This is a genomic window from Cellulophaga geojensis KL-A (assembly GCF_000568425.1).
Classification (GTDB): Bacteria; Bacteroidota; Bacteroidia; order Flavobacteriales; family Flavobacteriaceae; genus Cellulophaga; species Cellulophaga lytica.
Window position 1 is genome coordinate 67,788 of the sequence record NZ_ARZX01000011.1, and the last position, 19,897, is coordinate 87,684.

At 31.3% G+C, this 19,897-nt stretch carries 15 protein-coding genes and 1 tRNA gene; 5 read left to right on the forward strand and 11 right to left on the reverse strand.

Annotated elements, in window-relative coordinates; genetic code table 11:
- Entirely contained in the window at window positions 1–801 is an 801-nt protein-coding gene (locus tag KLA_RS09795; protein ID WP_013622706.1) for a hypothetical protein, read from the reverse strand.
- Between the two features lie 138 nt (window positions 802–939).
- Between KLA_RS09795 and KLA_RS09800 the strand changes: the two genes are divergently transcribed.
- Together KLA_RS09800 and bshB1 are read left to right on the forward strand one after the other, a co-directional pair.
- Window positions 940–2,091 carry a trans-sulfuration enzyme family protein gene (locus tag KLA_RS09800; RefSeq protein WP_034645450.1) on the forward strand — a complete coding sequence of 384 codons (1,152 nt, stop codon included), beginning with the start codon at window positions 940–942 and terminating at the stop codon, window positions 2,089–2,091.
- A 13-nt stretch (window positions 2,092–2,104) separates the two neighbouring features.
- Complete coding sequence (gene bshB1, locus KLA_RS09805) at window positions 2,105–2,821, forward strand: bacillithiol biosynthesis deacetylase BshB1 (protein ID WP_013622704.1); 717 nt, start codon at window positions 2,105–2,107, stop codon at window positions 2,819–2,821.
- A gap of 3 nt (window positions 2,822–2,824) precedes the next feature.
- Here the strand turns inward: bshB1 and KLA_RS09810 are convergent, their stop codons facing one another.
- Complete coding sequence (locus tag KLA_RS09810) at window positions 2,825–4,879, reverse strand: ATP-binding protein (protein ID WP_034645451.1); 2,055 nt, start codon at window positions 4,877–4,879, stop codon at window positions 2,825–2,827.
- A gap of 135 nt (window positions 4,880–5,014) precedes the next feature.
- Entirely contained in the window at window positions 5,015–7,081 is a 2,067-nt protein-coding gene (locus KLA_RS09815) for an ATP-binding protein (protein ID WP_051456084.1), read from the reverse strand.
- Window positions 7,082–7,356: 275 nt separating this feature from the next.
- Here KLA_RS09815 and KLA_RS09820 point away from each other — a divergent pair.
- Window positions 7,357–7,432 (forward strand) — tRNA-His (locus KLA_RS09820).
- Window positions 7,433–7,550: 118 nt separating this feature from the next.
- Here KLA_RS09820 and KLA_RS09825 read toward each other — a convergent pair.
- Complete coding sequence (locus tag KLA_RS09825; RefSeq protein WP_034645454.1) at window positions 7,551–9,113, reverse strand: M28 family peptidase; 1,563 nt, start codon at window positions 9,111–9,113, stop codon at window positions 7,551–7,553.
- Window positions 9,114–9,767: 654 nt separating this feature from the next.
- Here KLA_RS09825 and KLA_RS09830 point away from each other — a divergent pair.
- Window positions 9,768–11,705, forward strand: a complete 1,938-nt coding sequence (locus KLA_RS09830; RefSeq protein ID WP_013622700.1) for a CASTOR/POLLUX-related putative ion channel — start codon at window positions 9,768–9,770, stop codon at window positions 11,703–11,705.
- 76 nt (window positions 11,706–11,781) lie between these two features.
- Here the strand turns inward: KLA_RS09830 and KLA_RS09835 are convergent, their stop codons facing one another.
- Window positions 11,782–12,921 carry a sodium:calcium antiporter gene (locus KLA_RS09835; RefSeq protein ID WP_013622699.1) on the reverse strand — a complete coding sequence of 380 codons (1,140 nt, stop codon included), beginning with the start codon at window positions 12,919–12,921 and terminating at the stop codon, window positions 11,782–11,784.
- Window positions 12,922–13,070: 149 nt separating this feature from the next.
- Here KLA_RS09835 and KLA_RS09840 point away from each other — a divergent pair, with 149 nt between their 5' ends.
- Window positions 13,071–13,955: a sterol desaturase family protein gene (locus KLA_RS09840; protein ID WP_034645456.1), complete on the forward strand. Its 885-nt coding sequence runs from the start codon at window positions 13,071–13,073 to the stop codon at window positions 13,953–13,955.
- Here KLA_RS09840 and KLA_RS09845 read toward each other — a convergent pair.
- The 6 genes from KLA_RS09845 to KLA_RS09870 all read right to left on the reverse strand — a co-directional run bounded on the left by KLA_RS09845 (window position 13,952) and on the right by KLA_RS09870 (window position 19,873).
- Window positions 13,952–14,905, reverse strand: a complete 954-nt coding sequence (locus tag KLA_RS09845) for an aldo/keto reductase (RefSeq protein WP_034645458.1) — start codon at window positions 14,903–14,905, stop codon at window positions 13,952–13,954. The two genes, KLA_RS09840 and KLA_RS09845, sit on opposite strands and share 4 nt — an antisense overlap.
- Window positions 14,906–14,918: 13 nt before the next feature.
- The gene (locus KLA_RS09850; protein WP_034645460.1) at window positions 14,919–15,857 is read right to left on the reverse strand and encodes an L-histidine N(alpha)-methyltransferase; all 939 of its coding nucleotides are present in this window, start codon (window positions 15,855–15,857) and stop codon (window positions 14,919–14,921) included.
- Window position 15,858: 1 nt separating this feature from the next.
- Window positions 15,859–17,007: an ergothioneine biosynthesis protein EgtB gene (egtB, locus tag KLA_RS09855; RefSeq protein ID WP_034645462.1), complete on the reverse strand. Its 1,149-nt coding sequence runs from the start codon at window positions 17,005–17,007 to the stop codon at window positions 15,859–15,861.
- Complete coding sequence (locus KLA_RS09860) at window positions 17,000–18,220, reverse strand: bifunctional alpha/beta hydrolase/OsmC family protein (RefSeq protein WP_034645464.1); 1,221 nt, start codon at window positions 18,218–18,220, stop codon at window positions 17,000–17,002. Before KLA_RS09860 ends, egtB begins: the two co-directional genes overlap by 8 nt.
- A 528-nt stretch (window positions 18,221–18,748) precedes the next feature.
- Window positions 18,749–19,030, reverse strand: a complete 282-nt coding sequence (locus KLA_RS09865; RefSeq protein ID WP_013622693.1) for a DUF427 domain-containing protein — start codon at window positions 19,028–19,030, stop codon at window positions 18,749–18,751.
- Between the two features lie 108 nt (window positions 19,031–19,138).
- Window positions 19,139–19,873: a flavodoxin family protein gene (locus KLA_RS09870; protein ID WP_034645466.1), complete on the reverse strand. Its 735-nt coding sequence runs from the start codon at window positions 19,871–19,873 to the stop codon at window positions 19,139–19,141.
- Window positions 19,874–19,897 lie beyond the last annotated feature (24 nt).

Here is a 19,897-nt window from a genome sequence, read left to right on the forward strand (position 1 = left end):
TTACTTTCCGCCATTAGCTTGCAAGTCAGCTATACATTGTGGATCTAACGTTGGTATTTGACCTCCAGTAATGGAATTTAAAAGTCCCTCACCTGTTTCTGCTGTCCAAAACATTAAACAATCTTCTACATTACAATGTTTGCCGTGTGCAGTGTCTTGGTGATCTGTTTGCATGTTAGAACCAACATTAACTAAACCAAGTAAATGCCCAAATTCATGATTAAGCACAGTAGAAGATAGTACTGTCCTGCTAGGAGCCAAGGGTTTGTTGCTAAACGATTTAACGGTGTTTTCAAAAATAGCAAAAGATGTGTTTTGGTAAGCAATACCTAAAACCGATCCGTTTTCTGTGTTATTAGCATATTCCGCATCTAAATAAATACCAAAAACGGCTATTTTATCATCTGTATTGTATTGGGTACGCAGGTTGTTTTCCATAGCAATAATATCATCTACAGTGTAGGATGTTTTTGCCGGAACCGTTATTTCTTCAAGACGTAATTCCCATCCTTTAGATTTATTTAATCGTTCTGTAACAAATTTTTTAAAGTTCTCTATAGTTTCATCTGTAGGTTTGTAATCTTTTACGTAGAATATTTCAAAAACAGTAGATTTGTAAGTGGAGTTAGAAAGTAAATCATTAGCAGAGGAACCAACGTTTTTTCTGTTTCTTTCTTTAATTTCTTCTGTTATAATATCATTATTACCATCTGTAAAAGAAGGAGTAGATTCGCTATCTGTAGAGCAAGCAATAAAAGAACTGCATATTAAAATGCTGTAAACTATAGTTTTAAATGTCATTTGTTGGTATTTATTCAATTTTTTATACTGTTGTTACATTTATATACGGTGTGTAATGCAAAATAGATTTGTTAGGTTGTTTAGGTTCTAAATTTGTAACTTTGATAGACCAACTAAAATAGAACTAAAACAATAAAAATGAAGCAATCTAAGGCAGGTTTAAATACAATTTGTACACACACAGGAGAGGTAGAGGATAAGCAGTTTAAAGGAGCAGTGTCTCCATTATATATGAGTTCTTCTTACGCTTTTGAAGGTGTAGATGTAAAAAGATATCCAAGGTATTTTAATACTCCAAACCAAGAAGCCTTATGTAAAAAAGTTGCAGCATTAGAACATACAGAAGCAGGATTAATTTTTGGAAGCGGAATGGCAGCGGTAAGCACATCATTAATGGCTTTTTTACACGCTGGAGATCATATTGTTTTGCAAAAAACATTATATGGAGGTACTTATAATTTAATTGAAGAAGAGTTTGCTAAGTTTGGAATAGAATACTCTTTAACAGATGGCTTAAAACCTGAAGATTTTGAAGCTAAAATTAAAAAAAATACCAAGGTTATTTATATAGAAACACCATCTAACCCTTTACTAACTATTACAGATTTAAAAGCTGTTGCTTTATTGGCTAAAAAGCATAATTTGGTTTCTATGATAGATAATACATTTGCTAGTCCTGTTAATCAAAATCCAATAGATTTTGGTATTGACGTTGTAATACACAGTGCTACTAAATATATGGGCGGACATTCAGACATATGTGCAGGTGCTGTAGCATCATCAGCTAAAAATATAGATAAGATTTTTCAGCTAGCTAAAAATTTTGGAGGTAGTTTAAGTGATTATACAGTATGGTTGTTAGAGCGTAGTATGAAAACTATGGGAATACGAGTAAAAGCCCAAAATGAAAATGCACAAAAAATGGCAGAATATCTACATCAAAATAAAAATGTAGAAAAGGTGTATTATCCAGGTTTACAGTCGCATCCAGATCATGAGTTAGCAAAGTCTCAAATGAAAGGTTTTGGAGGTATGTTATCTTTTGAGCTTAAGAACGACATAGATGCTATGGATTTCCAAAATGCATTACAACTTATAAAGCCATCTATGAGTTTAGCGGGTGTAGAGAGTACAGTGTTATCTCCAACCTTAACATCCCATTCATTATTAAGTGCAGAGGAAAGAGAAAAGCAAGGAATTAAAGATGGTTTAATTCGTTTTTCTGTGGGTATTGAAGAAGTAGAAGATTTAATAGCTGATATAGAACAAGCATTAGCTAAAGTAAAATAGATTATACTATAAAATGAAATTAGATATATTAGTTTTTGGGGCACACCCAGATGATGCAGAGCTAGGAGCAGGAGCAACAATAGCAAAAGAAATAGCCAACGGTAAAAAAGTTGGTATTGTAGACTTAACAAGGGGTGAGTTAGGTACTAGAGGTACGGCAGAAACTAGAGATGAAGAGGCAGCGGAAGCAGCTAAGATTTTAGGGGTTAGTGTACGAGAAAATTTAGCATTTGAGGATGGTTTTTTTGTAAATGATAAAGCACATCAATTACAAATAATAAAAATGGTACGTAAATACCAACCAGATATTGTGTTGTGTAATGCTATTGATGATAGGCATATAGACCACGGTAAAGGTAGTAAGTTAGTTAGCGATGCTTGTTTTTTAAGTGGATTATTAAAAATTGAAACAGACTTAAATGGTGAGTCGCAACAAAAATGGAGACCTAAGCACGTTTATCATTATATACAATGGAAAAATATTGAGCCAGATTTTGTTGTAGATGTTACAGGTTTTATAGATACTAAGGTAAAGTCTGTGTTAGCTTACAAAACACAGTTTTATGACACTAATAGTAAGGCGCCACAAACACCTATTACCAGTCAGAATTTTTTACAAAGTGTAACTTATAGAGCTCAAGATTTAGGCCGGTTAATAGGGGTAGATCACGCAGAGGGTTTTACTGTAGAACGTTACCCGGGTGTAAATAGCTTAAGTGATTTAATTTAAGAGTTAAATCTCTTTTTTTGGTAGTTCAAAATAAAAAGTACTACCTTCTCCCAAGGTACTTTCTACCCAGATAGTACCTTGGTTGTTTGTAATCATTTCTTTGCATAAAGGAAGTCCTAAACCGGTTCCTTTTTCATTGTTTGTACCATAAGATACAGCAATGGCATTATCATTTGAGAACAATTCTTCAATTAACTCTGGTTTTATACCTATACCAGAGTCCTGTATACTAATAATCCAACTATTTGTAGTTTCTTTTGCGTTAATTATAATATTACCACCTGTTTTGGTAAACTTTATTGCATTACTAAGCAAGTTACGCACCACAACGCTCATCTGGTTTTTATCTGCCCAAATAATGGCATTTTCTGGTATTGTATTGGTTATTTTTATATTTTTATTTTCTGCTAGTTCAGCAAGTAAATTAATATTGTTATGTGCTAAGTTGTACATTTTTGCATTGCTTGGCGTGGTAGAGCCTCCGTTCATTTGTGTTCTACTCCATGAAAGTAGGTTTGTTAGTGTAAAAAATAATGCATCTACATCACTCTTCAATTTGGGTATAAACCGCATAAAATCTTCAGCTTCTACATCTTTAGCAACAAACATATCTAACAGGCTTTGTAATGCTGCAATTGGATTTCTTAAATCGTGTCCAATAATAGAGAAGAGTTTATCCTTAGTCTTGTTTATATTTTCTAGTTCATTTTCTCTCTTTTTTAAAACCTTAGTTTGCTCTATTAATTGGTTATACAGTTTTTTTCTAGTATTAGCCTGAATTTTTATAAGTAATAAAATAAAGCTTAATACTACCAAGGCAGCAATTGCTATGTAAAGATAGTTCTGGTGCTTATCTATCTCTTTTTTAGCATCAGCTTCTGTATCTCTTTTTTGTCTTTCGTATTCAGTTCTTGTTTTAAAAGCGCCTAAACTGTTGCTATTTTCTCTTCTTAAGATAGAGTCAGATGTTTTTTTAAACATCTCTAAGCTCTCTAAAGCTAAATCAGTATCATTATTTTGTTTGTGTATTAGGTATAGAGTTTCGTACGCTTCTTCAAGTTCTTCAAGTAAGTTAAACCTAGATCCAATTTCTATAGCTTTATTAACAGATTCTTCAGCCTTGTCTGTTTGTTTTAAACCTAAATAAGCTTTGGCTTTTGCATTTTCTAAAGACACTACAGTTCGGTCATCTGTTAAGTCATTTAAAATATTTTCACTAATATCTAGCCATTTTAAAGCAAATTTGGGTTGATTTTGCTGTATTAAAATTCTTGCTTTGTTAATGTAGCAGTAGGATAGCCATTCTTTATCATTATGTTTTTCAAAAGTAGCTATGCTATTGTCTATGTATTTTGTAGCTAAATCTAATTGATTGGTTCTAATATATATATCAGACATATTAGCATGTGTTTCTGCTATATATATTGGGTTTCCAATTTCTTTATTCAACTTGTCAACCTCTTTGTAAAGAGCTATACTTTGTTTGTAATCTTTTTGAGTTGCATATAAGCTTGCAGTGTTGTCTTTTATAAAGGAAAGTAGTACTTTGTTGTTATTGGCCAATGCTATGTCAGAACCTTCTAAGTATGCTTTTAGCGCATCACTATTTTTACCTATGTAAGCGTTTTCAGATCCTATTTGGTTTAAAATATTTATTTGTCCTCTAATGTAGTCTACTTCTCTTGCAAGTTTTAAAGCTTCATTTAATTGCTGTAGTGCTAATTCTGAGTTTCCTTGATAAGAATTGTAATATGCTAAATGAGCTATTGCATCTGCTTTTCCTTTTTTATAATTTATGGTATTACTTAGTTTGTAAACCCTTTCAGAAATAGATTTTAAGCTATCAATATTATCATAAGTGTAGTGGCTTGATAAAGATGTGAGTAAATCTATGTAGTGTTTTTTGTCTTCCTTTGATTTTATGTTTTTTGAAGCCTTTTCAACTAAATCTGTAATACTGTCAATTTTAGTCTGCGAATTACCAGTTAGCACTAAAAAAGATACAAGAGTAAACAGAAGAATTTTTTTGTGTAAATAATTATGTAAACCTGCGTTCATATTCTGGTAAAAAATGGGTAAAAATGCCTAGCAATATATTGATAACGAATGAGTTTAACAAGTATTTTAATCTAAAAATATAATTTGTATATTATTTGTAGAGCTAGATTATGAATACTAAAATAAATCATCAAATTATAGGGTGTATTGATAATTGTCTTCTCCTTTAGGAACGGTAAAATAAAAAATAGTTCCTTTTCCTAATTTACTTTTTGCCCATAAATTTCCACCATTATTTTCTACCATTTCTTTACTTAAAGAAATTCCTAAACCAGTACCTTTTTCATTATCAGTACCAAAAGTAGTGTGACTTTGATTTGAAGCAAATACTTTGCTTAAATCCTCTTCACTCATACCAATACCTGTATCTTTAATAGTAACTTCAATAAATTGGTATTTTTCTTGGGCGTCTATTGTTATTTTGCCTCCTTTTGGTGTAAACTTAAGCGCATTACTAATTATGTTTCTAATAACAATATCTATTTGGTTGGGGTCAGAAAAAATTATAGTATTTTCTGGGATTTCATTAATTAATGTAATGTTTTTCTTTTTAGCGGTTTCTGCTAATAAATTTATATTGTTTTCTGCTAGTGTATTTAATTCTGCTAGGGTTGTATTGGTAGTAGCACCATTCATTTGTGTTTGCCCCCAAGATAATAGGTTATTTAGGGTAAAGGAAATATGGTCTACGTCTTTAATTAATTTAGGTACAAAATCTCTAAATTCAGTTATGGCTAAGTCACCAGATTTCATCATTTTTAATACATCTAACAAGGCGCCAATTGGTCCTCTTAGGTCATGTGCAATTATAGAAAATAACTTGTCTTTGGTTTCATTAATTTCTTGTAATTCTTCCTCTCTGTTTTCTAAAACAACCTGTTTTAGCTGTAACTCAGTGTTAAGCTTTTTATGCGCTTTTCTACTTCTAGACATCATAAATGTAATAATAGCCCATATTATTAAAATAGATGAACCTATGTATATAGCACTCCTTAGTTTAGCGTTTTCTAACTTGTCTACTACTTCTTTAGTTTCTTTTTGTTTATCTCTTTCTATTTTTGTCTGTAGCATTAACAAGCTGCGCTTGTTTTCGTTCCTGGATAATGAGTCGGTTACTTTTTCATATAATTCATGAAAGAAAAGTGATTTTTCAAAATCTTTTTTATGTTTATTTATTTTGTATAAAATATCTGCAGCACTTTCTAAGTTTTTTATAGAATTAAGTTCTTTAGCATTGTTATAAGCTGTAAGTGCATATAATTCTGCTGTATCTGTATTGTTGTTGCCAAAATGGGCATACGCCAATCCGCTCAATAAGGTTAATTTATCTCTGTTGTTTTTAATTTGGTCATATAAATGAAAACTCTGATCATACCAACGAATGGCCCATTCATATTTCTTTTGCTTTAAATAAATATCTCCTTTAACTCTGTATGATTTGGCTATCCATCTTATGTTATTATATTCTTCAAAAATGCTTATACTTTTATTGATATTAAACATTGCGTTATTAATGTTTCCTATTTCACTTTGTAGATAAGCATAGTTACATAATGTTTTTGCAGAATTAAAATCGTTTTTTAGAGTTAAATTAAGTTTTAAAGACTTTTCTAAAAATAGTAAGGCTTGGTCATAATTTTTTTGGGCAGAGTAGAGGTTAGCAATGTTCTCATTCATAACAGAAAGCATTCTGTTGTTGTTGCTTTTTTCTGCCAGTTCTACACCTTCTAAATAGATGGCTAAAGAATTTGCATAATCTCCAAAGTAATAATAAGACTGTGCAAAATTATTCATAATAGATAGCTGTAAATGGCTATCATTTATTTTTTTACTTTCTTCTAATGCTTGGTTGTATAATTTATTAGCCTTTTTACTATTTCCGGCATCAGAGTAATAATTTGCGGTGTGTAGCAAGGCATTGCTTATTCCGTAGCTATATTCTAACTGTTCACTAAGTTTTAAAGCCTCATTAGCTAAACTTAATAAACTGTCTGAATTGTAAAAACGTAACCTTTTGGCTCTATTATTTAGAGTGTTTACATATATAGTGTCTTTAGGCACTATATCATTACTAACTTTGGGAGTTTTGCCCTCGCTAGCATTTATTGTACAGCTAAAAAGTAGTATACACGTAAAAACTAACTTAAAAAACAGCTTTTTGTTAGTTAAAAAATACACTTTGTTTTTAATTTCTGAAGGCATTAATTTTTTTAATATTCTTATGGTATAACTTAAACGTGAATTTATAAGTAAGCTTATGCTTTGACTAATTTATGTTGTGAAATGTCATTTTTTGTGTGTTTGAACTGTTTTTTTTAACCTATCATCGACTTTAAAAAAATAAAGCACAGGGGTAAAATTACGATAAATATTGATAATTAGCACATTACAATCTATTTTTTAAATTAGTGAAAATATGATGCAAAATTGTTTGATAGATAAAATAAAAAAAATTATCTTTGCATCCGCTTACAAATGGTGGATGTAGCTCAGCTGGTTAGAGTATCGGTTTGTGGTACCGAGGGTCGCCGGTTCGAACCCGGTCTTCCACCCAAAAGCAAAGCCTTATCAATTTTGATGAGGCTTTTTTGTTTTAAAAACTTAATTTTAATCTATAAAAAAACCTCTGCTAAATAAGCAGAGGTTTTTATTTGTGTTTAAGTTGTTTGCCTTATTCTGTAGCTTTGTCTACAACTAATCTGTTTGCTCTGTTTGCAATTTCCCATGCTGTATAAAAAACCAATCTAGTTCTGTTTTCTAACAAGTCATAGTTAATTTTATCTGGCGTATCAGACGGTTGGTGGTAATCGTCATGAGTACCATTAAAATAAAAAATAATTGGAATATTATTTTTTGCAAAGTTGTAGTGGTCACTTCTGTAGTAAAAACGGTTAGGGTCGTTCTCATCATTATAAGTATAGTCTAAAACAACGTTTGTGTATTTTTTGTTTACTTCTTCAGATAAGTTATGTAATTCAGTACTTAATTTATCAGAACCAATAAGGTAAATGTAGTTTCTGTCTCCTTCACGCTTAGGATCTATTCTACCAACCATATCAATATTAAGGTTGGCAACAGTGTTTTCTAAAGGAAAAATTGGGTCTACATCTGTATAGTGTTGAGATCCTAGTAAACCTTTTTCTTCACCAGTTACATGTAAAAATACAACAGAACGTTTAGGGCCATTACCATCTAATTCTGCTTTTTTAAATGCTTCAGCAATTTCTAATAAAGCAACAGTTCCAGAACCATCATCATCAGCACCATTATTAATTTGTCCGTCTGCAGATACACCAATATGGTCTAAATGAGAAGATATTACAAGGTATTCATTTGGTTTTTCAGAACCTTCAATGTAAGCTACAACATTCTCAGACTTAACATCTTTGTTTCCACTTTTTAAATCTACATTTAAAGTAGTGCTAACAACCTTAGGAGTGTTGTCTGTAGCAATGTTTGCAACAATAGCATTTGCTAAAGAACTATTAACTAAAATAGTGGCAAATTTGTTAGGTGTAGCTGGTTTAGGAGAAATTCTTTCTCTACCACTTTTTTGCATTTGAGCAAAATATTGTTGGTATCTTGGGTAGTTACTTTCATCATAAAAAATAATACCTGTGGCACCTTTTTCTTTAGCAACTTCTGCACGTTTTGCTAAAGCTTCAGAAGCATTACTCCATGAAGATTTTTTTGTAGAGCCAGATACTACATATGTACCGTCTTCATTTTTAGGCTCACCAACTTTAGCTACAACAATTTTATCTGCAACGTCTAAGTTTTTGTAATCAGAGTAGTTTTCTTCATCTATACCGTAACCAACATATACAACATTAGTGTAGTCGGCAGTAGCAGCACTTGTAGCAACATAATCCTCTCCTAATTTATATTCTTTACCGTTAACGCTAAGTGAACCTGTAGGAAGCTTAGAAATTTCTAAGGGAACATCCTGAAAATAGTTACCATCTGCTTTTGCTGGTTTAATACCTAAGCCTACGTATTCTTTTTTTATGTACTCTATAGCTTTCTTTTGTCCTGGTTTACCTGTTTCACGTCCTTCAAACTCGTCAGATGCATACGTGTATAAGTGAGCTTTTAATTCGGCTTCAGTAATAGTTTTACCATAAGTTTCTGGATTGGCCTCTACAGCTTTTTCCGTTTTCTTTTCTCCTGTAGTTTTCTGAGTAGAATTACAGCTTATAGCCAGAGCTAAGGCTATAAATGCTAGTTTTTTCATATTTGGATTTTTAATTGTTCTTGTAATCTGAAAAGTACTAAAAAAAGAGGATATAACTATACAGATATTATTGTTTGTTAAAAAACCATTTTTAGCGCTTAATAATTATAAATTAAATTTAAATTATATTCTTTTTTAAGAGTATTTTCATATTTATTATTAAAGTTGTGTGAATTAAATAATGTGTAAAATCTTGATTAATTGCTGTTTTAGGTTAGATTTTGATACTTCATTTCTTTTATTAACATAAACACTATGTTTTATTCATCAATAATTCTTCTTTTTAACTTTTGTATTAACATTTAGTTAAGAAATTTACCTTTAGTGCAATATCTTTTTAATAAATCTGTTATTTTAACTTAAATAGTAATTTGATTTACAGAAGTTTATACAAACATTTTACTCTTACAATCAGTCTTAAAATCTAGTCTTTAAGATGTAATGTTTTGATATGTAGGTACTTAGTGTTAGTGTAGGTTTTTGTAGTTTTAAAAAGCTACAAACGTAAACTTTAACTTGTTAATATTTGATGATAATAGGTTGTTGTTTTAGATGAAGAGGATTATGAGGTTTTTACAGCAAAAAGAATAAAAAGTTAATAGCTGAGAAAAAAATACATCAAAATTTTAAAACTAAACAAACCAACCTTTATTTATGAAAAACTCTTTTTCTGAACGCTTAAATTATAAAGCAGAACGTTTTTTAAGCAAAGGAGGCTCATCAATATTTAAGAGTCTTTTAATTATTTTTATTATTGTATTTATATTTCTTGTTGGACTGCGTTTATTGCTCATAAATCTTTTTCCAAGTTTAGATTATACTGGAAATGTTTTTAGAGATATTTGGGTTACTTTTTTAGAAATGACAGACCCTGGAAATATGAACCAGGATAATGAAGCACCTACATTTTTAAAAGTACTAACGGTTTTGTCTGGTTTAACAGGTGTTATTTTACTGTCTATGCTAATTGGTTTTATTACTACGGCTTTAGATACTATGTTGTATGATTTTAGAAAGGGTAGAGGTAAAGTTATAGAAAACAACCACACTATTATTTTAGGATGGAATGAGCGTGTTGTAGATGTAATTAGAGAGTTAATTTTAGCAAATGAGAGCGAGTCTAAAGCTTCTGTAGTTATTTTATCTAATACAGATAAGGAAGAAATGGATAATTTAATTACCAAACGTTTGCCAGATATGATGACAACAGAGGTAATTACTACACAAGGAGATTATGCCAATATTAATGAGCTTAAGCGTATAAATTTAGAGTCTGCCAGGTCTATAATTATACTTGCTAGTTGTTCTGAAAGTGCTACGTTAAGTAAAAAGAAAGCTAGTGATGTACAATCTGTTAAATCTATTTTGGCAATAACTGCTTGCCAAAATGGTAAAAATGAACTGCCAATTATTGCAGAGATTTTTACAAAAGAAAAAAGAGATATTATAAGCTTTTTTGAAGACGATAATATTATTGCTATTGATAGCTGGAATATTATGGGTAAACTTTTAATACAAACTTCTTTAACCAGTGGTTTAGACTCTGTTTATAAAGAAATTTTGTCTTTTGATGGTTGTGAAATATATTTTTATGAAGATGAATGGAATAATGTTCCTTTTGGTGAGTTAAGTTATTATTTAAAAGATGGTATTCCGCTTGGTATTTATACCCAAGAGGAAGGTTTGGTTTTAAGGCCACCGTTAAATACCGTACTTGCTAATGGAGATTCTGTGGTAATTTTAGCAGAAGATGATTCTACTATTTCTTTTGAAGGAAAACAACATTTTTTTCCTAATAGAGATAAAAAAATTATAGATGTTCGTTTAGAGCAAAAGAAAAAAAGAATTTTAATTTTAGGATGGCATAAAGTAGCAGAAGTTTTTATAGAAGAGGCTACAGATTATTTGTTAGAAGGTTCTGATTTTGATATTTTATTTGATAATCCTACAGATGAGTTAACAGAAGTTGTAACAGAAATAAAAGGTTTGTATCCAGATTTTAATATCAATTTACATAACTCTAATCCTTTAGATTTACATAAGCTTGAAGAAATTAAACCTGCCAGTTATGATACCGTTGTAATATTGTCTCAGAGTATGGAGGAGCAATCTGCAGATAAAATTGATTCTGATACTTTAATTATTTTGCTTTTACTACGTAAACTAGTAGAAACCGCAGATGGTTTACATATTATAACACAAGTTTTAAACTCAGAAAATCAAGAAATTATTACGCAAACTAATGTAGATGATTTTATAATTAGTAATAAGCTAATTACAATGATTTTAGCGCAATTAAGTGAAGAAGCTCTAATGAAAACTTTTTATGACGATATTTTTTCTGAAGACGGAAGTGAAATTTATGTAAAACCAGCAACACTTTATTTTGATACTTTTCCGCAGAAAATAAGTTTTGCTGATGCTATTTTTTGCGCACAACAAAGAGATGAAATTTGTTTAGGAATACGAAAAGGTAACTTAAGTAAGAGTTTAAATGATAATTTTGGTATCACTTTAAATTTATCTAAAAACGCAGAAATAGAATTGTTAGAAAATGATTTTTTAATTGTTTTGTCTGAAGACGAATTGTAATACTTAATTTTGTTTTGTAACAAAAGAAAGGTGCTTATTATATTGTAATAAGCACCTTTCTTTGTAATATACTTTATTATAATAATGCTGTAAACCAATGAGATATTTGTGATAATCCATTAGAAACTTCACTAATTAATGGTATGTCATAACTTAATCCTTTACCAACAGAGTACACTACAAATAATACATAAAGTAGTAGTAATAGTTTTGCGTGTATGCCTTTTATTCCTTTTTTAGAAAAAATAAATATAAAAAATACTATAATAGTTAAAATAAGGAGTAACACGCGTAACTGACCAATGTTTTCAATAGTATCTGCACTCATTTCTATTGGTCCGTATATTAACGTAAATAAAAACAACGGAAAACCTAGCGCAAAGCAAACATCAAAAATATTACTGCCTAGCGCATTTGCAACAGCATCATCATAATTTCCTTTCATAGCGTCTTTGTAAGATATAATAGTATCTGGCACACTTGTAGCTGCAGATGCTAAAACAACAGATACAAAATAAATAGGCATACCAGTAGCGGCACCAAACTCTTGGCAAGCTTCTACCAACCAAAAACAAGCTAAACCAATAAATAAAACAGATATTAGTAATAGTAATATGGCTTTTAGTTGGTTAATTTTAGAATTTCCAAGAACCACTGTGGCTAAATCTCCTTTAAATAAAGCAACTGCTCTGTTGCCGCCATCGGCTTCTTCTTCGTAATCGTTTTCTACTTCGCCTGGCCCTTGACTGAGCAGCATATAGCCAACATAAACAAAATAAAGCGCCATTAAAATTAAGCCATGAATCCAATTTAAAGATGTACCGCTTATTACAAAAATTAAGGCAAGTTCTGCTAAAATTAAAGAAATACCGTCTCTATATATTACTTTTTTAGAAACCTCAATTTTAGAGGTTATTTTTTTTCCTATAACAACTAATATTACTACTGCAGGTATAATCATGGCATTAAAAACAGCACTACCAGCTGTTGTACCTATTCCTCCAGAAAAGCCATCTTTATCTTTTAATACAAATAAAAAAAATAGTGTTGTAAACAATTCTGGCAAACTACTTCCTATGGCGTTTATAGTGGCACCTTTAATGCCTTCCTTCATATTTCTGCCTAAGTAATTAGAAGCCATTTCAAAACCATCACAGGCTCTCCAAATTATTATACAAGTAATTAAAATTAATCCAAGTGAAGTTAAGATTGCCATAAATAGTTTTTGGTTTTGGGTAAATTTAAATAAATAAAAGGTAAAATGTTAAAAAATGTTTTTAGCAGACGTTAAATGCAGTTAATATGTAACTAATGTTGCATTCTGTTTGTTAGAAAATGCAGATATTTACGACTCTTATTTTTGTTATGAATAATTATTTAGAAGCTTTTACAAATGCGTTTTCAGGATCATTAAGTTGGACCTGGAAATCTATTGTTTTTGATGTGCCTTGGTATACCAATTACTTTTGGGGTTTACTGCTTATATCTTTACTTGTTTGGGGATTAGAAATTATGTTTCCTTGGCGTAAAAACCAATCAATATTTAGAAAAGATTTTTGGTTAGATTTTTTTTATATGTTTTTTAACTTCTTTGTTTTTTCAATAATAATAAGTGGTTTTTATAAAATTTTAGAGTTGTTTTTTGGTTCTTTTGGTATTACGGTAAAAAGCTTGGCTGTTGTAGATATATCTAAGTGGAGTATGGGCTTGCAACTTTTGGTGTTTTTTATTGTTTTAGACTTTGTACAGTGGTTTACACACGTATTGTTGCATAAGTTGCCAGTATTGTGGAATTTTCACAAAGTACACCATAGTGTAAAAGAAATGGGTTTTGCAGCTCACTTGCGTTACCATTGGATGGAAAACGTATTGTATAAACCGTTAAAAACCTTTGGTGTTCTAATTTTAGGAGGTTTTGAACCTGAGCAAGCTTTTGTGGTTCACTTTTTTGCTATAACAATAGGGCACTTTAACCATTCTAATATTAAAATAACGTGGGGACCGTTAAAATATATATTTAATAATCCTGTAATGCATTTGTATCACCATGCATATACATTGCCAAAGGGGTCTTACGGGGTTAATTTTGGAATTAGTTTAAGTTTGTGGGATTATATTTTTAAAACAAATTATATTCCTGAAGATAGTGGTACTGTACGTTTAGGTTTTGAGGGTGATGAGCATTTTCCTAAAGGATTTATAAAGCAAAATTTATACGGTTTTACAAAAGATAAAAAACATACATCTTAGTTCCATTCTAGAGAGCTACGTTCTTCCCAGTAATTATTAGGGTTAGTTTTTAGTTGTTTTAATTTTTCTAAATCGCTTTTACTTAAAACAATATCTAGAGCTTTGTAATTACTGTCTAATTGTACTGTGTTTGATGCACCACTTAGCAAATAGGTTGGCTCTAATGCATCAATAATAAAACGTAATGCAATTGCATCTACACTTACATTATGGTTGTTAGCTAGCGCTTCCAGCGTTTTATAATTTTTTTGATAGTTTTTAAAAGCATCACTCTTAAAAACTCTACCGTTAGCCAAAGACTCTTTTATAATTACTGTTTTGTTTTCTTTTAATAATTGATTTAAAATAGGGTAGGTAGACTGCTCTAAAACGTTGTACGTTACTTGGAAACTTGTAAATAAATCTTCTCCGTTAACTTTTATGCCTAAAGCTTTTTCTATTACATTGCTTTGTTGTGTTCCGCTAGTAGATATACCAATAGTTAATCCTGTTTCTTTTTTTATAGTGTACAGCTCTTCTAAGACATTAGTGTTGTCTAAAATTCCACTTTCTAAGGTAGCCGAGTGTACTTGGTATATGCCTAATTCTGGTAATAAGTTTTTTGATGTTTGCCATTGCTCTTTTAGTTTAGCTAAAGAGTGCTCTTTAATTTCATGCTTGCCATTAAAACCTATTTCCCAATTGGCAACATAGGTGTAACCCCATTTAGTGCCTAAAACAAGGTCTTTGTATTCTCTTTGATTTTTCCAGTCTAGTAAAAATTGTTCTCCTTTACCGTATGATGGTGCAGTGTCAAAATACCGTATTCCTAACTCGTAGGCGTGGTCTAGCATTGTAAAGGCGTTTTCTTTAAATGCTGCAACAGACTTATTTACATTAGTTGTTCTAATGTTTATATAATCTGGTCTTCCTAATGCTGCTAGACCTAATCCAAGTTTTGTGTTTTTCAATTTTTATATACTTTTATTTAACCCATAGACTGTCAGTAAAGTAATGTTTGCAATCTAAAAAGTTGGTTGCAACAGTGTAGTTTGTTTTTAGTGCTAACTCTTCAATTTCAGTAAGATCATATTTTTTAGATAATTCTGTCCAAATAAGCTCATTCTGATTAAAACTGATTACTTTGTCTAGTTTTTTTAAGTAAACTTGTTGCTTTTTTAAGCTTACTATATAGCTTTTAACTTCTCCGTTAGTAGGGTTGTAATGGCAATAAAAGTCAAAATCATCAATTTTAAAATCTGCTTCTAGCTCTCTGTTAATTCGTAGCAAAAGGTTAAGGTTAAAACGTTTTGTTATTCCGTCTTTATCAAAATATGCATTGTGTATAGTAATAGGATTCTTTTTTAGGTCTATACCAATTAGCAACTTATCTTTAGGTTTCATATTGTTATTAAAAAGCTGTAGTAGTTCTGTTGCTTCATCATAAGTATAATTACCTATGTTACTACCTAAAAACAGCAGTAGACTGGGTGTAGTGTCCTGTTTAAGCTCTTTAAGCATTTTAAAGTAGTCGCCAATTTTAGGTTTAATGGATACATTTGGTAAGCGTTCTTTTAACTTATCTGTAAGCATATCTATAGCTTCTTTACTAATGTCTATAGGAATGTAATGAAAAGCAATATTGTTTTGCTCTAAATATTCTAATAGTTTAAAGGTTTTAAATCCGTCACCAGCACCAAATTCTATAATGTTAAACGGTACGTTAAATTGTAATGCTTCTACAATTTGTTTGGCTTGAAGTGATAAAATCTCAAATTCACTATCTGTTAAATAATATGATTGCATATGCATAATTTCCTGAAAAATTCTGCTTCCAGCATCGTCATAAAAGTATTTGGAAGATAGGTGTTTTTTTGGCGCAGTAAGGCCATCTAATATATCTTTGTCAAAGGTATAATCCATATTATTGTGCAAGTCTTATTCCAGAAAATAACCAGCGCATATCTGCCTGAAAAAAGTTTCTGTATGTTTTTCTACTGTGGTTTTCTGGTGTTGCTATAGAGGCTCCTCTAAGCACGTGTTGGTTAATCATAAACTTACCATTGTATTCACCTAAAGCACCAGGAGCTTTAGAGAAACTTGGGTAAGGTAAATATGCACTATTGGTCCATTCCCAAAGCTGACCGTAATTTAGGTATTCTGAGGCAACTTCCCACTCAAACTCTGTAGGTAGGCGCATTTGCTTCCATTCTGCATAGGCATAGGCTTCATACATACTAATGTGTGTAACTGGCTTATTTGGCTCTACAGGCTTAAAACCATTTAATGTATAGTAGTGCCAGGTGTCTTTAACTTTGTGCCAGTATAAAGGAGCAGTAATGTTGTTTTTGGTAATAAAATCCCAGCCTTCTGCGTGCCATAGGTTAAAGTTGGAGTAACCGCCAGCTTCTATAAATGCAATGTATTCTGCATTAGTGGTTAAATTGTTGCTAATTTTAAATTGATGAAGATATGTTTTGTGTACGCCTAGTTCATTATCAAAACTAAAACCAGCTGTGTTATGTCCAATTTGGTATACGCCCTCTTTAATAGTAATAAACTCTTGCTTTTGTGTTATGTCATTTAATGCGATACTATTTTTAAGGGTAGGAAATGTAGGCTGATTGCCAAAAATGTATTTTATATCATAGTAAAATAACTCTTGGTGTTGTTGTTCATGGTTTATACCAAGTTCTATAATTTCTAGAGCTTTTTTAGAAGGATTGCTATCTAAAAAAACAACCATTTTACTGTCTACATAATTCCTGTATGCATACACTTCCTTTACAGTTGGGCGTGTCATTAATCCTCTGTTAGGACGTAAAACACGTTCGCCTGCATTGTTGTAATAGCTATTAAAAAGATAAGCAAAATCGTCATTGTAAACGGTATATTCTGAGCTAAATTCTTTTAAAACAAATTGCTCAAAAAACCAAGTGGTATGTGCTAAATGCCATTTAGGAGGCGACACAAATTCTGTTGGTTGTACGGAATAATCTTCGGTTTCTAAATTAGAACAGAGTGTTAAAAATTGGTTGCGAGTGTTTAAGTAAGCACTTTTTATGTTAATCATTTACGAGTACGGTATCTATTATAATATCACTTTGTAATGTTCTGTGAACAGGGCATTTAGACGCTATCTCTTTAAGTCTTTGTTTTTGTTTATCATCTAGGTTTCCAACAAACTTTAATTTCTTAGAAAGATGATCATATTTGGTTGGTTTGTCTACATCAAGCATTAAATCTGCACTGTGTTTTTTTGCATACGTAATATAAACAAAAACTTCTTGCAAATCCCATTTTTTGCGCTGCGCGTACATTTTTAAAGTCATTACAGTACAGGCGGCTAAACCAGCGCTTAAAAAATCATAAGGAGACGGGCCAAAATCATCACCAATATCCTCTGGTTCATCTGCAATTAAGGTGTGTTTTTTAGTCTGTATAGTTGTTGTGAAATTATCTTCTAATAAATTTAAATGTCCTACTAGTTGTTCTCCTTCTGTAGATAGCATTTCATTTTCTTTTGGCTCAAAATAACGTTGTACCCAAGTACCAATAACATTACCAGCATAAATACTGTCGGTTGGGTTTGTTAGTAGGTGATCTGCTTGATCCAAACTAACAAAGCTTTTAGGGTGGTGTGCGTTTAAATAAAGCTCTTGTGCATTGTCTACACCAACAATGGTGTCTATAGGTGAATGTAGAATTAAAATGGGCTTACGGAGTTCTTTTGTTATTTTTGGTAAGTCTGTTTTGCTAAAGTCCTCTGCAAACTCCTTGTTTATTTTAAAAGGTCTGCCACCAATGTTAACTTCTACGTTTCCTTTTTCTGGAATACTGCTAATATCGTGGGTAAATAAATGTGTTACGTGACTAGCAGTAGAAGGTGCGCCAATAGTAGCAACAGCTTTAATATTTGCTAGTTTAGATGCTGCAACAATAACTGCTGCACCACCAAGAGAATGCCCTACTAATAGGGAAGGAGCGCTATAGTTTTTAGTTAGGTAATTGTTTACCGCAATTAAGTCATCTACATTTGCTGAAAAATGACTATCTGCAAATTCTCCTTCACTGCGCCCAAGTCCTGTAAAATCAAACCTAAGAACCCCAAAACCGTGCGTTGTAAGAGATCTGCTAATGTTTTTTACAGCTGTTAATGTACTGCTACAAGTAAAACAATGTGCAAAAATGGCAAAGTAGTTTGGTTTTTGGTTGGCAGGTAGCTCTAAGTAGGCTTGTAGCTGTAAACCATTTTTATTTTTTATGTGTAATCTAGTGCTCTTCATTCATTAATTTTTTAGTGTTTATGTGCTTAGAAAATTGTAATAAAAGCAATTGTGATTTTGATAGAATCAAGGTTTTGTAAAATGGTTTTTTTAAGATTTGTGTTAAGGTAATTTTTATATTCTTTTTGTAATGGTTTAAGTGCTAAAAACTGATAAATCTGTGTTGTAATTTTTTATAATTTAAACTTGAAAAGTTTTTTTGATGCTATCTGTTTTTTATGCTTTTTTTCTGTTTAAAAATACCTTATATACTTATTGGTATTTTTTTTGTAAAATGCATTATTTTAATATTTTAAATACACATTAAATTATTGTTATCCAGGTTTTTATTAATTTTTAACTGAACTTATCATTTAACTTTTTAAATATCAATTTTATTGACGCTATATCTGAATAGAAAAACAAAACCTTTCGTTATATTTTACATCCTAATAACTATTTTAAAATAGTATTTGCTTACTAATGGTAACCTTTGCTTGAGGTTATCTTATAAAGTGAATCTTCTGCTATTTTAAGCAAAAAAAAATACTATTCTACTACTTCTACACCTTTCCAAAAAGCTACATAACCTTCTATTGGTTTTGCCATTTTAGAAACTTCTGGATAGTGCCAAGCAGCATCTTTATTTTCATTACCGTTTACAGTAACGGTATAATAATGAGCTTTGCCTTTCCAGGGGCAAGTAGTGTGTGTATTTGTTGGTGTAAAAAACTCTTGCTTAATGCTCTCTTTAGGGAAATAATGATTGTTTTCTATAACTACAGTGTCATTGCTCTCTGCTATTATGGTATTGTTCCAAATTGCTTTCATAAATGTGGTTTTTAAATGTTTTTATTGTTGTTGGTGATTTTGTCGGAAATAGTAGCTTAAAATTACAGTGCAACTATAGCGTTGCTATGCAGTTTATTAGCTGTTTTATTAGCGGTATTCAGGATTTTCAAAGTTCCATTTTTTACCATTATCCCAGCCTTCTCTAGAGTTTCCGTAACTAGGGTAACCTCCTTGTTCTTTTAGCATTTTAGCTAAGTGCATAAGGTTGTAGGTCATAAATGTTGTATTTCTATTTGTAAAGTCAGATTGCAAGCCAACAGGAGTGTCTAATTTTTCTCCTTTCCACTCGGTGTCACCATAGCTAGGGCCTGGTCCAACTTCACCTATCCAACCAGCATCAGCCTGTGGTGGTATAGAATATCCAATATGTTGCATAGCATATAAAATACCCATAGCACAGTGCTTTACACCGTCTTCATTACCTGTAATAATGGTACCACCTACTTTTCCGTAAAACAAATATTGTCCTTTATCATTAGTCATACCACTCATAGCATACAGTCTTTCAATAAGTTTTTGCGCTACAGAAGACTTTTCTCCTAACCAAATTGGGGTGCCAATGATAAGTATATCAGCATCTATAATTTTTTTAAACAGCTCTGGCCATTCATCTTTATCCCAGCCGTGTTCTGTCATATCTGGGTAAACACCAGTAGCAACATCGTGATCTACAAGTCGTAATTGTTCTACAGTAACATTCTCTTTGCGCATTATTTGCTTAGAAACCTCCATAAGTTTAGAAGTATGACTTATTGATGGTGATTTTTTTAGCGTACAATTAATGTACATTGCTTTTAAGTTGCTGAAATCTGTTTTATTCATAGTGTTATTTTTAATTTAGACCAG

What these genes read in the sequence shown, in the direction of transcription:
- KLA_RS09795 (WP_013622706.1), bottom strand. Translation starts at nt 801, where the DNA reads ATGACATTTAAAACTATAGTTTACAGCATTTTAATATGCAGTTCTTTT.
- KLA_RS09800 (WP_034645450.1), top strand. Translation starts at nt 940, where the DNA reads ATGAAGCAATCTAAGGCAGGTTTAAATACAATTTGTACACACACAGGA.
- bshB1 (WP_013622704.1), top strand. Translation starts at nt 2,105, where the DNA reads ATGAAATTAGATATATTAGTTTTTGGGGCACACCCAGATGATGCAGAG.
- KLA_RS09810 (WP_034645451.1), bottom strand. Translation starts at nt 4,879, where the DNA reads ATGAACGCAGGTTTACATAATTATTTACACAAAAAAATTCTTCTGTTT.
- KLA_RS09815 (WP_051456084.1), bottom strand. Translation starts at nt 7,081, where the DNA reads ATGCCTTCAGAAATTAAAAACAAAGTGTATTTTTTAACTAACAAAAAG.
- KLA_RS09825 (WP_034645454.1), bottom strand. Translation starts at nt 9,113, where the DNA reads ATGAAAAAACTAGCATTTATAGCCTTAGCTCTGGCTATAAGCTGTAAT.
- KLA_RS09830 (WP_013622700.1), top strand. Translation starts at nt 9,768, where the DNA reads ATGAAAAACTCTTTTTCTGAACGCTTAAATTATAAAGCAGAACGTTTT.
- KLA_RS09835 (WP_013622699.1), bottom strand. Translation starts at nt 12,921, where the DNA reads ATGGCAATCTTAACTTCACTTGGATTAATTTTAATTACTTGTATAATA.
- KLA_RS09840 (WP_034645456.1), top strand. Translation starts at nt 13,071, where the DNA reads ATGAATAATTATTTAGAAGCTTTTACAAATGCGTTTTCAGGATCATTA.
- KLA_RS09850 (WP_034645460.1), bottom strand. Translation starts at nt 15,857, where the DNA reads ATGGATTATACCTTTGACAAAGATATATTAGATGGCCTTACTGCGCCA.
- egtB (WP_034645462.1), bottom strand. Translation starts at nt 17,007, where the DNA reads ATGATTAACATAAAAAGTGCTTACTTAAACACTCGCAACCAATTTTTA.
- KLA_RS09860 (WP_034645464.1), bottom strand. Translation starts at nt 18,220, where the DNA reads ATGAAGAGCACTAGATTACACATAAAAAATAAAAATGGTTTACAGCTA.
- KLA_RS09865 (WP_013622693.1), bottom strand. Translation starts at nt 19,030, where the DNA reads ATGAAAGCAATTTGGAACAATACCATAATAGCAGAGAGCAATGACACT.
- KLA_RS09870 (WP_034645466.1), bottom strand. Translation starts at nt 19,873, where the DNA reads ATGAATAAAACAGATTTCAGCAACTTAAAAGCAATGTACATTAATTGT.